Origin of the sequence: Romboutsia maritimum (assembly GCF_002251085.2) — a bacterium.
Lineage (GTDB): Bacteria > Bacillota > Clostridia > Peptostreptococcales > Peptostreptococcaceae > Romboutsia_B > Romboutsia_B maritimum.
On the sequence record NZ_NOJZ02000010.1, the window covers coordinates 1 to 14,308 of the forward strand.

Below are 14,308 nucleotides of genomic sequence, written 5' to 3' on the forward strand. Positions count from 1 at the left end.
TTACCTTACCAACTAGCTAATCAGACGCGGGTCCATCCTGTACCGCTAAAGCTTTGGTGCTTCGAAGATGTCTTCATAGCACTTTATCTCGTATTAGCATACCTTTCGGTATGTTATCCGTGTGTACAGGGCAGGTTACCCACGCGTTACTCACCCGTCCGCCGCTCTTTCCCGAAGGAAATCGCTCGACTTGCATGTGTTAGGCACGCCGCCAGCGTTCATCCTGAGCCAGGATCAAACTCTCAAATAAAAGTTTTGATGGGCTCAGATACTGTTATATATCTGGCTTTGTTTGGTTGTTTCAAATTCTATAAATTAACCTACTGTTTAATTTTCAAAGTTCATTTTTTCTTGCTCGCCCTTTTCTTAAGGACAAGTATAACTATACCATCCTTTTAATATATGGTCAACACTTTTTTTAATATTTTTTCTTTTTATGGAATTTTATTCATATTTACCTATAAATCTACAATTAACTTAATATATTTACAATTAATTATCTTTTTTCCTAATTACTGTAGAATACTATCACATATTATTTGTAAGAATAATAACAACTATATTTTAAGGAGATGAATTAATCATGTCTGACTTCAATAAATTAAAAGAACTGTATGAAGATGGATACAGATGTATATATCATGATAATAGTGATAATAGTACCCATACAGTATATCTAAAAAATTTTGATACTGAAGGATCCGAGGTAGTTGAATTAAATAATGAAAATGATTTTTCTCAATTTAAAAATTACATTAGTGGACTTAGAATGTCTTAATAAATCATTTTCAAAATAAAAATAGGGAGTAAAAATACTCCCTATTTTGACATAACCACTTTTTTTATAAGATTCAAAAGTTCCACTCTATCCACTTCTAATTGCTTCTTCTTTTTTTTATATTCTTGAAAGTTAACAACTTCTCCCATAGTTTTTTTCATAAAAATCACTTCCTACTTTAACATTATTAACTTAATACTTAATAATTCTATGTTTCATATTTATTTCCTCTATTTATAATACAAATTTTCTTAAATAAATCCATTTTATAATCACTAAAACTTCGAAATATATTAAAATATAGTTTTTAAATTTTTTTTATAATTTAATTATATTTTAAATATATAACAATAAATTTTAGAACCTATGATAAATAGACCCTTATCTTAAACACGTTCTTTTTTATTATCTTATTTAATTTGTTCTTTAATCCAATCTATTGCTGTATTCAATTGTTTCTCTTCATCTTTTTGTTCTATATTAGGTTTTATACCTTTTCCATTTATGTAGTCTCCATTAGGAGTAAAATATTGCGCAGTTGTAAGTTTGTATCCTGTTCCATCTTTTAACTCTCTTACACTTTGAACTAAACCTTTCCCAAATGTTGTAGTTCCTATTGCTACTCCTTCTTTATTATCTACTATAGCTGCTGTAAGTATCTCTGAGGCAGATGCACTTCCTCCATTAATTAATATCGCTATAGGTACTCCTAATTTTTGTTTATTAGATTTTAGATATTCTGTATTTCCCTTATTATCCTTAGTATAAACAATTGTCCCTTCACCAATCAACTCATCTGCTATCTCTTTACAAACATCTAGTAAACCACCTGGATTATCTCTTAAATCCAAAGCTAATCCTTTAATTTGTTTTTCTTTTAAATTATCAATAACTTCTTTAAACTCTCTATATGTATTTTCATTAAATGAAGTTATTTTTATGTATCCTATATTCTCATCTATTACTTTACTTTCTACACTCTTTGAAACAATTTCTTCTCTCTTTACCTTTACATCAAACTCTTTATTGTCTCTTTTTAATGTTAAATTTACTTCTGTCCCAGCTTTTCCTTTCATCATACCAATTGCTTCATCAGATTTTTTAGCTGTAACTGTTTTATTATTTACTTTAACTATTTTATCTCCTGCCTTTATACCACTTTTTTCAGCCGGAGAACCTTCTATAGGTGCTATTATAGTTATCAGATTATCATCTGATGTAGGACTTATATAAATTCCTATTCCCACATATGCTCCACTTGTCTGTTCCTTTAATCTCTCAAACTCTGCTTTTGTATAATATTGAGAGTATGGGTCTTCAAGACCTGAAAATAGCCCCTTTATAGCTCCATCAACCAATTTATTTTCAGATGTTTTTTTGTAAAAATCTTTTTTCACAAGTCCTTCTAGTCCTACTAACTTATTGTATTTCGCATAACTTTCATACATATCCCTAGACATTACGACTTTATTTCCTACAGTAATTTGGAGTGTTGATGTAATCATTGCCGTTACAACTACAAGAACTATAGAATATATAATAGCTTTTTTCTTTGATATCATTTTTTGCATCTCCTTTAAATAATCTACTCTATATTATATTACTAGCTGTACTTTTTATTACTATTTACTATTTATGTTGCTGATATATATTCATTTATACTAAACTTTATATTAGATATACAAATAGTATGTCCATATTATACCATACGCAAGGAGTGGATTTTATGAAAACTGAATTCAGAAAAAAGGTTATAAAAGAAAGAAAAAATCAAACACCTGAGTTTATTAATAAAAATTCAAATTTAATTACAGAAAAATTACTTCAAATGGATTGTATAAAAAATGCTAAAACAATAATGCTTTATTTAGACTTTAATAATGAGGTTTCCACAAATAATTTAATAACTAAATTAATTTCATTAAGAAAAACAGTAGCTTCTCCTATCACTTTAAAAGAAGAAAGAAAGCTTCTCCCTTATAAAATCCTAAATCTACAATATGGAATTAAATTTGGCGCTTATGGAATTCGTGAACCAAATCCTAAATACTCTAATTCTATTGATATAAAAAACTTAGATGTTGTTATTGTTCCTGCTGTAGCTTACGATTTAAATTGTTATAGATTAGGTTATGGAGGCGGATTTTATGATAGATTTCTTGAAAATTTAAGAGATGATGCTACAACCATAGGAATTGCTTTCGATTTACAAATATTCGATAACGTACCTAAAGAGCCTCATGATGCACAACTTGACTATATTATAACCGAATCAAAAATACTAACCCCACATAAGTAAATACCTTATAAAGTAAAAGTATTCTTTGTTATATATAAGAATACTTTTACTTTACTTTACTTACTTATCCTTATTTTCATCTTTTTCATCTTTATCAGCTTCTCTATATTTTTCTAAAGTTTCATTAATAACATTATCTATTTCAGATATACTTTTACCTGTTAAAATTTCCAAACCTTCTTCAATATTAGATATAGCATATATACTAAATTTACCTTCTTTGACAGCTTCAATAACCTCATCTTTAAGAAGTAAATTTTTAACATTTTGTATAGGCATCATAATTCCTTGATTTCCTGTTAATCCTTTTATATTGCACACATCAAAAAATCCTTCTATTTTTTCATTTATTCCTCCTATAGGCTGTATTTCTCCCTTTTGGCTAACTGATCCCGTTACAGCTATATATTGTTTTATAGGTATATTAGATATACTTGATATAACTGCATAAAGTTCTGTACTAGAAGCACTATCTCCGTCAATTCCATTGTAATTTTGTTCAAATGTTATAGATGTTGATATTGATAATGGCTTTTCTTTACCATATTTAGCTCCTAAGTATCCACTTAATATCAAAACTCCTTTGTCATGTATACTTCCACTTTTTTTAATTTCTCTTTCTATATTTATAATTCCATGTCTTCCCTTATAAGTAGATGCTGTTATTTTTGATGGTTTTCCAAAACAATACTCACCAGTACCCATAACTGCTAAACCATTTATTTGACCTACTTTTTCACCTTCTATATCTATTAAAATCGTTCCATCTTCAAACATTTCGTTTAACTTTTCTTCATACTTATTACTTCTATATTTTTTTTGACTTATTGCTTTTTCTACATCTACTTTTGTCACACATTTGCTATCACTACTACTAACAGCATCAGATTCATATATTATATCTACTATTTTATTAAATCTTGCAGTAAGTTTATCCTTACTATCACTGATTCTTGTACTATACTCTATTAATCTTTCTACAGCTTCTTTATCAAAATGTTTTAAATTAGATTCATTACATTTATTTGCTATTAACTGTACTGTTTTATATATATTATCTTTATTTTTATCTATTTCAATATCAAAATCTGCCATTATCTTAAATAAGTTTCTAAAATCTTCTTCATAGGAATATAGCAAGCTATAAAAATAATTGTCTCCAATTAATATTACTTTTATATCTAAATCTATAGGCTCCGGCTTTAAAGTTGACGTAACTAGATAACCATACTGTTTATTTAAAGATTCTATAGTTATCTTTTGTGTCTTTAAGCTTCTCTTTAAGCAATCCCATGAAAATGGATTAGATAGTACATCTTTAACATTTAAAATTAAAAATCCACCATTGGCCTTATGTAAAGCTCCTGGTTTTATTTCCATAAAACTAGTATTAAGAGATCCCATTTCATTTTTATATTCTATAGATCCTGTTAAATTATAATAAGTAGGATTATTCTCTTCAATAATTTTACATTCATCATAATCACTATTATCAATAAATAAATTCACTTTGTATTTATTGATAAATTTTGTATCGTTTTTGTTAGTCATAATACCTAATAGAGCCATTGCATTTTGTTGATTTTGTTCTGGTTCTGGTTTGAATTTAGATATGTTATTTACAATATCATTACATAAATCATTTATGTATTTTTCAACTTTTTTACTTTCACCATATTTACTTAATAAGTATTGACCATAAAAACCAACTAAACTTCTTCCTACATTTCTGTCTAAATCTTCACTTTTACTTTTATACTCATCTTCATACATTTTAATTTTATCTATATATTCTTTGCTATCTTGATTTAGTTGCAATCCTCTCTCTCTTAAATCTTTTATCTCGGATGGTGTTAGTTTGCCTAACTCCTCTTCTTGCATCAAAGTTCCATCTTCTTTAATAGGAACACTCATTAATCCTCTTTCGGTAACTTGAAATCTAAACTCTCTAGGTTTTGCAAACTCATTTAATTCTTCTATTACATTTTGAATATTATTTTCTAAATCACTCATTAAAATTCTACCGTGATATTCATACTCTTTAGAATTAAATATTTTAGGAATTTCATATTTTAACTTTTCAATAATATCATCTATGTCTTTTTTAAATATTTTTCCATTCCCTGCATCAAAAGATAATGCTATTGGCTCATTCGGATTTTTAAAATTATTTACATACAACCAGTCTTTTAAATTTTCATTTATTTTTATATTTTTTACTATTAAAGACTTTGTATAACTAGTTCTACCTATCCCACTAGCTCCTGCAACATATATGTTATAACCTTTTTGTTTCATTTTTAAACCAAATTCAATAGATTGTACTGCTCTATCTTGACCTATTATCTCTCTTACTGGTGTTATTTCCTCAGTTGTATTAAATTTTATATCATCTAAACATTGATTACATTTTAAGTTTTCTACATCCACTTTGTATTTATCTATATTTAACATTTATTCACCTCTTCGCATTATTTTAAGTTTTATTTTTCCCTACTTTTCATTAAATACTATCAAATATAAAGATTTCTTAAAAAACGTATACACAAAAATAAAGTCTACCCCAATATACAAAGTATTTTATTAAGGTAGACCTCATTTTTAATTTATGTAATTTTTATTTATCAATTCCCACTTATTGATGTCTCCAACTCTATTCTATGTGGCAATTCTTTAAGATTAGTTTCTACAACTACGTATGGATAAGATTCTTTTTTATCTTTATATACAGCTTTGACTTTCATAACTATTTTATCTTCTTCGTTTATAGTTCTAATTTTTTCTATTTCTATACCTTTGTCATTATCTTTACCCCTTGTTACAACGACATATATTTTTCCATCTAACTTTACTGCTAGTGCTCTTTCTTGATCTGTATACTTATCCATAATATCTAATATTTTTTCTGGTATAGCCTCTCTTTGTACCATAGTATAATCTACAGGCTTAGACTGGTCCATAAACATATTTGGTATAAATATAAATCCTCCAATCAATAAAGCTAAAAATAACATACCATAGATTACACCTTTCATATTAAACTTTACATTCATACTTATCACCTCCATATAGTTTAAATATATGAAGAATTAATCTATGTTAGAAGAATATTATTAGCATAATACGAAGAACAATTTAAGTTATATTCAATGTAATTTACTTTAAATTAAAATAAGACTACCTCAAAATTACTTCTTTAATTTTGAGGTAGTCTTATTTTTTACAAACTAATATTATTTTTTAGATATTGCTTCTTTAACAGATGCAATTATATCACTGCTTGTTAAACCATATTTCTTTAATAATTCAGCAGGCTTTCCAGATTCTCCAAAAGAATCTCTTACTCCAACTCTCTTTACAACAACTGGACACTCTTCAGTTACAACTTCAGTTACAGCTGATCCTAATCCACCTATTATACTATGTTCTTCTGCAGTTACTATTACTTTAGTTTCTTTCGCTGCATTTATTATCAATTCTCTATCTATAGGTTTTATAGTAGACATATTTATAACTCTAACATTTATGCCTTCTTCTTTTAATGTTTCATGAGCTAAAACAGCCTCATTTACCATTATTCCGCAAGCTATTATAGTAGCATCATTTCCTTCTCTGACTACTACACCTTTTCCTATCTCAAACTTATAATTTTCATCTAATATTGTAGGAACTGCACTTCTTCCTAAACGTACATACATAGGTCCGTTGTATTTAGCAGCCTCAAATATCATTTGTTCAGTTTCTATATCATCAGCAGGAACTAAAACAGTCATATTTGGTATAGCTCTCATTATAGCTACATCTTCTATACTTTCATGAGATGCACCATCTTCTCCTACTGTAAGACCAGCATGAGTAGCACATACTTTTACGTTTAATTTAGGGTAACATACTGAATTTCTTATTACTTCAAAAGCTCTCCCTGTAGCAAACATAGCAAAAGTACTCGCAAAAGGAATTTTCCCCGCTGTTGCTAATCCACAAGCTGAACCTATTAGGTTTTGCTCTGCTATTCCCATATTAAAGAATCTTTCAGGGAATGTTTTGCTAAAATCATTTGTTTTAGTAGATTTTGATAAGTCTGCATCTAAAACTACAACATTGTCATTAACTTGACCTAATTTAACTAATGCTTTTCCGTACGCTTCTCTAGTTGCCATATTACTCATTATCAGCACCTCCTAATTCTTCTAATGCTTTTTCTAAATCGCTATCACTTGGAGCTGTTCCATGCCATCCAGCTTGATTTTCCATGAAAGATACACCTTTACCTTTTACAGTTTTAGCAACTATCATTGTAGGTTTTCCTACTGTAGATTTTGCCATATCAAGAGCTGCAAATATTTGATCAAAATCATGTCCATCTATTTCTATTACATTCCATCCAAACGCTTTAAATTTATCAACTATAGATCCTAAGTTCATTACTTTTTCTGTAGGTCCATCTATTTGTAGTCCATTAAAATCTAAAAAAGCAACCATATTATCAAGTTTATAGTGAGCCGCACTCATAGCTGCTTCCCATACAATACCTTCTTGAACTTCTCCATCACCAAGTAAAGTATATACATTCCAAGGTGCATTATCTAACTTTGATGCCATTGCCATTCCACATGCCACAGAAAAACCTTGTCCTAATGAACCAGTAGACATTTCTACTCCTGGAGTTCCTTTCATGTCAGGATGACCTTGTAGCATTCTTCCTATCTTTCTTAATCCCTTTAATTCTTCCTTGTCAAAGAATCCTTTGTTAGCAAGTGTTGAGTATAACACTGGTGCTGCATGTCCTTTTGATAATACAAATCTATCTCTATCCTCCATTTTAGGATTTGTAGGATCTACATTCATTTCATCAAAATAAAGAGCTGTTAAGATTTCTACTGCTGATAATGACCCTCCTGGATGTCCAGATTTAGCTCCATGTATCATTGAGACTATATCTCTTCTTATGATACGTGTAATCTCATTTAATCCTTTATGGTCTCTCATGTAATTACCTCCCTGTGTTTGTATGTTAAAAATTACTATTATGTATTATACATTTCTATATTTATCTCATATTATTATATCACTTTTGGCACATTTTTTTCTCTATTTTTAAAATAAAAATCAATGTACTTGTATAAAAACATCATTTAACTAATTTTTAACTTTATTAAAAATAATATTATTTGTACAATACAAGTTTGTCAAAATTCTTGAAAAATAAAAAAATTATTGATATTAAAATAATACCAATAATTTTTTATAGATTAAATAAGCCTAAACTAATTTGAAGGCTATTATCTATTTTTAACATCATGTTATCATCTAGACAACCTATTTTTTCTCTTAGCCTCTTCTTATCAATAGTCCTGATTTGCTCTAAGAGAATAACCGAATCCTTATTAAGTCCATACTCATTAGCACTAATCTCTATATGCGTAGGCATCTTAGCTTTATTAATCTGAGATGTTATTGCGGCTATTATAACTGTTGGGCTGTATTTATTTCCTATATCATTTTGTATTATCAACACAGGACGTACTCCACCTTGTTCCGACCCAACAACAGGACTCAAATCAGCATAGTATAAGTCTCCTCGCTTTATATCCAAGTTAATACTCACCTTGGGCGATATTTCCTTTTCTATCGTCATTTGAAGATACCTCATTTGTCATACCTAGTTCAGCTAATGATAGGTTAATTTGACCCATTTCTTTATAACCTTTTATCATACATTCTTTTAAATCTATTTTTCTTTTTTGGGTTATATAGAATTGAAAAGCAGCCTTTGCAAAGTCTTCTCTATTGCTGTTCTCCATCTGAACAATATTATCCACTTCAGACATAAGAGAATCGGGTAAAGTAAATACAATTTTTTCCTTACTTTTGTTGTGCACAAAATCGCCTCCCAGGGTATTCTATCATTTTTATTTTACCAAATAACTACTTACTTCTGCAATTCCATTTTCTTCCATATAAACACGATCAACTCTTCTTGATATCATACATAACACTTCATAATTTATAGTACATAAATCATCGGCAAGTCTTTCGACACTCTTGTTACCTTCTCCAAATATTATAACCTCATCTCCGATTTTTATGTCTATATCCTTATCTATTCTTACCATACATTGATCCATACATATTCTTCCAACTACATCAAAGGCCTCTCCCTTGATATATACTTTTGGATTTTGTTGCATCCTAGTAAATCCATCTGCATATCCTATAGGTATTGTTACTATTCTTTCTTTGCCATGAGTTTTATATTTCAAACCATAGCTGATGCCTATATCTGAATCTAAATCTTTTATATGAGCTACTCTAGTTTTTAATGTCATCCCTGGTTTAAGAGTTAGTCTCTCTTTTAATACCTCATCAGATGGATAATGACCGTATAATATAATTCCACATCTAACCATATCTAGTTTTAAATCTGGACAATCCATTATAGCAGCACTATTGGATACATGTTTTATAGGTATATTTAATCCTTTATTTTGAAGTTCATCTGCAACAAATTTAAATCTATTTAATTGAGTATAAGTAAATTCTTTACTTGTTTCATCTGCTTTAGCGAAATGAGTAAACATTCCTTCTAAATTAATATCCTCTAGTTGATTTATACTTAAAATTGCTTTTACTGATTCTTGAGTTGGTTTAAATCCTATTCTGCTCATTCCTGTATCTATTTTTATATGAATACAAGCATTTTTACTTATACCTTTAGATATTTCATTAATTCTTTGAGCCATTTCTAATGAATAAACAGTTATAGTTACTTCATTTTTTATGGCATTTTCTAATGATTCTTCTGGAATATACCCTAAACATAGTATAGGAAGTGTTATGTTATTTTGTCTAAGTTCTATACCCTCTTCAAGTCTTGCAACTGCAAGGTAATCTACCTTTTCTTTTTCTAATAATCTTGCAACTTGCACTGAGCCATGTCCATATGCATTAGCTTTAATTACTCCACAAACCTTAGTATCTTCATTTAATAAACTTTTTATATTGTTTAAATTAAATTTTATGTTATCTAGATTTATCTCTGCCCACGTTGGAGCTGTTATTTTTTTCACTTTTTTATCCCCCTTATTTTTTGCTTTTGAAATCCTTATAGTTAACTATAAATCTAGGAGATCCTTCATCATCTAGTATTTCCATTTTTTCGGGATTTTTAGTTTTTGCATCAACATATAATACTTGTTTATTAAAGTATTTATCTTCTCCTGGTATACGTGTTTCTAAAGCTAATCTTCCTTTAGAAAGTTTTATATCTACTTCTTCATTTTGTAAGTAATTTTTTATGAAATCTCCTATAAAAAGATATTGTTCATTTTTTCCTGCATTAGGTAATTCAACTAAATCTTTAAAATCAGGATTTTTAACTAAAATTTTATCTTTTTTATATTCCATAGTTTTTCCCTTTAAATGTTCTGGTGAAATAACTTCTAATTTATAGTTGTCTGGTTTTTTATAGCTATGAATTAATACATAATTACTTGGACTTTTATTTCCTATAACTTCAATATTCGCTATACAATTATATGATACCATATTTGCAATCTGATTTTGAAATTCTTTGTATACCTCTTCTTTTGTGGACTCTTTTTTTTGGCATCCTATTATAATAATAAGCATACTCAAAATTGTAAGTATTAGTACAGTCCACTTTTTCTTCACATAATCCCTCCTATAGTAAGTTTATTCTTTATACATTGCTCTTATTATATCATATCTGCAAATAATTCCTTTTAATGTATTTTTCTTATCCACTACAGGAACCCTATTAATTGATTTTTTAATCATAATATTTGCAATGTCATCAAAGGTATCGTCTTCATATACTTTAACTATATCTGTTGACATTATGTCTTCAACTTTATATGCTGCTATTCTTTTAATATCATTTTCAAATTTTTTTATGTCGTCTAAGAGTATTAGTCCCTGTAGTATATTAATAAACTGAGGTGCTTCTACATATTTTTCTTTCTTCATTATATCTGTTTCAGATATAATTCCTATAACTTTATTATTTGAATCAACTACAGGTAATCCCCCTATTTTCTCTTTAATTAATAAGTCTGCCACATTAGCTATAGTATCACCTTTTTTAACAACTATAACTTCAGACGTCATTATGTCTTTTGCAGTTTTAATTTCCATTTTTATCACTCCTTAATTATAGCTATGGCATTAGCTACAGCATATTCTTTGCAGTGGGATATAGAAATTTTTATTTCTAAAACATTATAGTCTATGCATATTCTTTCTAAATTATTATAAGTTTTTACAATAGGCTTTCCTAGCTCATTTCTTAAAATTTCAATATCCTTAAAATCATATCCTCTTATGCCTTTGCCTATAGATTTGCTTACTGCTTCTTTCGCTGCAAAATTACCTGCTATACTTTCTGCTTTAAATCCCTTACTCTCAAAATACTCAATTTCTCTTTCAGTAAAAATTTTGTCTATAAATTTAGCATTTTTACTTATAGCTTTTTTTATTCTTTCTATTTCTATAACATCGACTCCAATATCTAATATATTCATATGTCCCTCCAAAGTGCTTATACTACTATTGTATTACTATTATATGATTATATACAACGTGTTATATATAAATCATATAAATTTATTTACACAGAAAAGGGCTAGGTAAAATACCTAGCCCTTTATATATTAAATTATACTATTATATCCATTGTGCAGATTCAGTTAATATTACAGCTTTCTCTTTTTCAACTGTAATAAATCCTCCAGATATTTTAGCTTCTTTAAATTTTCCATCTTTCTTTATACGTAGGTTTCCTTCAACTAGTCCTGATACAAATGGTATATGGTTTTTTAATATACCTCTATCTCCATTAGTTGTTCTAGTTATTATCATTTCTACTTCATCATTATAAAAGATTTTATCAGGAGTTACGACTTCTAATGCAAACTCATTTGCCATAACTATCTACTCTCCTTTGCCTTTGCAACAGCCTCTTCTATAGTTCCTACAAATATAAATGCTGATTCTGGTAAAGCATCATGTTTACCTTCAAGTATTTCTTTGAATCCTCTTATAGTTTCTTTAACTGGTACGTACTTACCATCCATTCCTGTGAACTGCTCAGCAACTGTGAACGGTTGAGAAAGGAATCTTTGGATTTTTCTAGCACGAGCAACTGTTAATTTATCTTCATCAGATAATTCATCCATACCAAGTATAGCGATTATATCTTGAAGTTCTTTGTATCTTTGAAGTATAGTTTGAACTCCTCTTGATACTTCGTAGTGCTCTTTACCAACTATGTTTGGATCTAGTACTCTTGAAGTTGACTCTAATGGATCAACTGCAGGGTATATACCTAAAGAAGCTATCTCTCTAGATAAAACTGTCTTCGCATCTAAGTGAGCGAATGTAGTAGCTGGTGCTGGGTCAGTTAAGTCATCCGCTGGTACATATACAGCTTGAACTGATGTTATTGACCCTTTTTTAGTTGATGTTATTCTTTCTTGAAGAGTACCCATCTCTGTAGCTAATGTTGGTTGGTATCCAACTGCTGATGGCATACGTCCAAGTAATGCTGAAACCTCAGATCCTGCTTGAGTGAAACGGAATATATTATCTACGAATAATAAAACGTCTTGCCCTTGCTCATCTCTGAAATGTTCTGCCATTGTAAGTCCACTTAAAGCAACTCTCATTCTTGCTCCAGGTGGCTCATTCATTTGACCGAATACTAGAGCTGTTTTATTTATAACTCCAGAGTCGCTCATTTCATGATAAAGGTCATTACCTTCTCTTGTTCTTTCTCCAACTCCAGCGAATACTGATATACCACCGTGTTGTTTAGCTATATTGTTTATAAGCTCTTGTATAAGAACAGTTTTACCTACTCCTGCTCCTCCAAATAGACCGATCTTACCACCTTTTAAGTAAGGTGCTAATAAGTCAACTACTTTTATACCTGTTTCAAGTATTTCTGCAGTAGTTTCTAATTCATCGTAAGCTGGCGCTGGTCTATGTATAGGTAATTCTGGCGCAGACTCAGGTCTTGGTTTACCATCAACTGGTTTTCCAAGTACATTGAATATTCTACCTAAAGTAGCATCTCCAACTGGAACACTTATAGGTCTTCCTGTATCTTCAACTTCCATACCTCTTACAAGTCCATCCGTAGCACTCATAGATATACATCTTACTGTATCATCGCCTATATGTTGTGCAACTTCGGCAACTATTTCTTTATCTCCTAACTTTATCACTAACGCGTTTAATAAGTTAGGTAGGCCTTTTTCACTATCAAACTTAACATCTAGTACCGCTCCTACGATCTGTACTATTCTACCTACGTTTGCCATTTCCTAACCTCCTTATTTTAGAGCTTCAACCCCACCAACGATCTCTGTTATTTCTTGAGTTACGGCTGATTGTCTAGCTCTGTTATAACTTAACTCCAGTTTAGATAACATTTCATTTGCATTATCCGTTGCTGATTCCATAGAAGTTCTTCTAGCACCTTGCTCTGAAGCAAAAGATTCTAAAACTCCACCATATACTGTTCCAGAAACAAATTTAGGTATTATATAACTTAAAACAGCTTCTGCAGATGGTAAATATTGAACTCTAGGTTTTCTTGAGTTTTCTTCTTTCTTAGTTTCATTTAGATTTTCATCCTTATCAAAAGCTAATGGAAGAAGTTTAACTAGTTTCACATCTTGAACTAGTGGTGATATGAACTTTGTATATACCATATATACTTCATCTACTTCACCCTTTTTATATAAATCCATTGCACCTTGTGCAATTTCTAATGATTCATTATATCCACACTCTTCAACAGAGCTTACACTTTTTACTACATCATATCCTCTTTTTGAGAAAAATTCATATGATTTTTTCCCTATAGTCATGACTTTTTCTTTTTTATCTTCCATATGTGCAACTGTTGATTTTAGTACATTTGAATTGTACCCTCCAGCAAGACCTCTGTCCCCAGCTACTACTATATAGCATTTATTTTTAACTTCTCTTTGTTTTAAGAAGTCATCTTTAACTCCGCGCGTATTTTGCGCTATATCTTTTACTGAATCGTATAAAGTTGTAAAGTAAGGTCTTGAACTCTCAGCTTTTTCTTTTGCTTTTCTTAATTTAGAAGATGCAACAAGTTCCATAGCTTTAGTTATTTGTTTAGTACTTTCAACACTACCTATACGAGTCTTAATTGCTTTAATTCCAGCACCTGCCAA

General features: G+C 29.6%; 16 protein-coding genes and 1 rRNA gene. 2 read left to right on the forward strand and 15 right to left on the reverse strand.

Features of this window, described 5'->3' with window-relative positions:
• Positions 1-250, reverse strand: a 16S ribosomal RNA gene (locus tag CHF27_RS07190); the annotation flags it as partial.
• Positions 251-583: 333 nt separating this feature from the next.
• Here CHF27_RS07190 and CHF27_RS07195 point away from each other — a divergent pair.
• Positions 584-778, forward strand: a complete 195-nt coding sequence (locus CHF27_RS07195; protein WP_095404602.1) for a hypothetical protein — start codon at positions 584-586, stop codon at positions 776-778.
• A 410-nt stretch (positions 779-1,188) separates the two neighbouring features.
• On the opposite strand, the gene CHF27_RS07200 is transcribed toward CHF27_RS07195, so the two are convergent.
• Complete coding sequence (locus CHF27_RS07200) at positions 1,189-2,340, reverse strand: S41 family peptidase (RefSeq protein ID WP_199533634.1); 1,152 nt, start codon at positions 2,338-2,340, stop codon at positions 1,189-1,191.
• A 164-nt stretch (positions 2,341-2,504) separates the two neighbouring features.
• On the opposite strand from CHF27_RS07200, the gene CHF27_RS07205 reads away from it, so the two are divergent.
• Entirely contained in the window at positions 2,505-3,077 is a 573-nt protein-coding gene (locus tag CHF27_RS07205) for a 5-formyltetrahydrofolate cyclo-ligase (RefSeq protein WP_095404599.1), read from the forward strand.
• 60 nt (positions 3,078-3,137) lie between these two features.
• On the opposite strand, the gene CHF27_RS07210 is transcribed toward CHF27_RS07205, so the two are convergent.
• The 13 genes from CHF27_RS07210 to atpG form a co-directional block, all read right to left on the reverse strand.
• On the reverse strand, positions 3,138-5,531 hold the full coding sequence (locus tag CHF27_RS07210) for a Lon protease family protein (RefSeq protein ID WP_095404598.1): 2,394 nt from the start codon (positions 5,529-5,531) through the stop codon (positions 3,138-3,140).
• A gap of 170 nt (positions 5,532-5,701) precedes the next feature.
• Positions 5,702-6,130 (reverse strand): hypothetical protein, encoded by a 429-nt coding sequence (locus CHF27_RS07215; protein WP_095404597.1) that lies wholly within the window; start codon positions 6,128-6,130, stop codon positions 5,702-5,704.
• Positions 6,131-6,310: 180 nt separating this feature from the next.
• On the reverse strand, positions 6,311-7,246 hold the full coding sequence (locus CHF27_RS07220; RefSeq protein ID WP_095404596.1) for a transketolase family protein: 936 nt from the start codon (positions 7,244-7,246) through the stop codon (positions 6,311-6,313).
• Positions 7,239-8,066: a transketolase gene (locus tag CHF27_RS07225; protein ID WP_095404595.1), complete on the reverse strand. Its 828-nt coding sequence runs from the start codon at positions 8,064-8,066 to the stop codon at positions 7,239-7,241. Before CHF27_RS07225 ends, CHF27_RS07220 begins: the two co-directional genes overlap by 8 nt.
• A 256-nt stretch (positions 8,067-8,322) precedes the next feature.
• Positions 8,323-8,715, reverse strand: a complete 393-nt coding sequence (locus CHF27_RS07230) for a type II toxin-antitoxin system PemK/MazF family toxin (RefSeq protein WP_274541559.1) — start codon at positions 8,713-8,715, stop codon at positions 8,323-8,325.
• The gene (locus CHF27_RS07235) at positions 8,675-8,959 is read right to left on the reverse strand and encodes an antitoxin (protein WP_095404593.1); all 285 of its coding nucleotides are present in this window, start codon (positions 8,957-8,959) and stop codon (positions 8,675-8,677) included. The genes CHF27_RS07230 and CHF27_RS07235 overlap by 41 nt, the downstream gene beginning before the upstream one ends.
• 30 nt (positions 8,960-8,989) lie before the next feature.
• A complete protein-coding gene (gene alr / locus CHF27_RS07240; protein WP_095404592.1) occupies positions 8,990-10,147 on the reverse strand; it encodes an alanine racemase in 1,158 nt (385 codons plus the stop codon).
• A 13-nt stretch (positions 10,148-10,160) separates the two neighbouring features.
• The gene (gene gerS, locus CHF27_RS07245; RefSeq protein ID WP_095404591.1) at positions 10,161-10,751 is read right to left on the reverse strand and encodes a germination lipoprotein GerS; all 591 of its coding nucleotides are present in this window, start codon (positions 10,749-10,751) and stop codon (positions 10,161-10,163) included.
• Positions 10,752-10,772: 21 nt separating this feature from the next.
• Positions 10,773-11,234, reverse strand: coding sequence for a CBS domain-containing protein (locus CHF27_RS07250; protein WP_095404590.1), 462 nt, complete (start codon positions 11,232-11,234; stop codon positions 10,773-10,775).
• 5 nt (positions 11,235-11,239) lie between these two features.
• Complete coding sequence (acpS, locus tag CHF27_RS07255) at positions 11,240-11,620, reverse strand: holo-ACP synthase (RefSeq protein ID WP_095404589.1); 381 nt, start codon at positions 11,618-11,620, stop codon at positions 11,240-11,242.
• A 142-nt stretch (positions 11,621-11,762) separates the two neighbouring features.
• Positions 11,763-12,023 carry an ATP synthase F1 subunit epsilon gene (atpC, locus tag CHF27_RS07260; protein ID WP_095404588.1) on the reverse strand — a complete coding sequence of 87 codons (261 nt, stop codon included), beginning with the start codon at positions 12,021-12,023 and terminating at the stop codon, positions 11,763-11,765.
• A gap of 2 nt (positions 12,024-12,025) precedes the next feature.
• Positions 12,026-13,420, reverse strand: a complete 1,395-nt coding sequence (atpD, locus tag CHF27_RS07265; RefSeq protein WP_095404587.1) for a F0F1 ATP synthase subunit beta — start codon at positions 13,418-13,420, stop codon at positions 12,026-12,028.
• 12 nt (positions 13,421-13,432) lie between these two features.
• Entirely contained in the window at positions 13,433-14,308 is an 876-nt protein-coding gene (gene atpG, locus CHF27_RS07270; RefSeq protein WP_095404586.1) for an ATP synthase F1 subunit gamma, read from the reverse strand.

What these genes read in the sequence shown, in the direction of transcription:
- atpC (WP_095404588.1), bottom strand. Translation starts at nt 12,023, where the DNA reads ATGGCAAATGAGTTTGCATTAGAAGTCGTAACTCCTGATAAAATCTTT.
- CHF27_RS07250 (WP_095404590.1), bottom strand. Translation starts at nt 11,234, where the DNA reads ATGGAAATTAAAACTGCAAAAGACATAATGACGTCTGAAGTTATAGTT.
- CHF27_RS07205 (WP_095404599.1), top strand. Translation starts at nt 2,505, where the DNA reads ATGAAAACTGAATTCAGAAAAAAGGTTATAAAAGAAAGAAAAAATCAA.
- CHF27_RS07225 (WP_095404595.1), bottom strand. Translation starts at nt 8,066, where the DNA reads ATGAGAGACCATAAAGGATTAAATGAGATTACACGTATCATAAGAAGA.
- CHF27_RS07220 (WP_095404596.1), bottom strand. Translation starts at nt 7,246, where the DNA reads ATGAGTAATATGGCAACTAGAGAAGCGTACGGAAAAGCATTAGTTAAA.
- CHF27_RS07215 (WP_095404597.1), bottom strand. Translation starts at nt 6,130, where the DNA reads ATGAATGTAAAGTTTAATATGAAAGGTGTAATCTATGGTATGTTATTT.
- CHF27_RS07210 (WP_095404598.1), bottom strand. Translation starts at nt 5,531, where the DNA reads ATGTTAAATATAGATAAATACAAAGTGGATGTAGAAAACTTAAAATGT.
- CHF27_RS07200 (WP_199533634.1), bottom strand. Translation starts at nt 2,340, where the DNA reads ATGATATCAAAGAAAAAAGCTATTATATATTCTATAGTTCTTGTAGTT.
- acpS (WP_095404589.1), bottom strand. Translation starts at nt 11,620, where the DNA reads ATGAATATATTAGATATTGGAGTCGATGTTATAGAAATAGAAAGAATA.
- atpD (WP_095404587.1), bottom strand. Translation starts at nt 13,420, where the DNA reads ATGGCAAACGTAGGTAGAATAGTACAGATCGTAGGAGCGGTACTAGAT.
- CHF27_RS07195 (WP_095404602.1), top strand. Translation starts at nt 584, where the DNA reads ATGTCTGACTTCAATAAATTAAAAGAACTGTATGAAGATGGATACAGA.
- CHF27_RS07230 (WP_274541559.1), bottom strand. Translation starts at nt 8,715, where the DNA reads ATGACGATAGAAAAGGAAATATCGCCCAAGGTGAGTATTAACTTGGAT.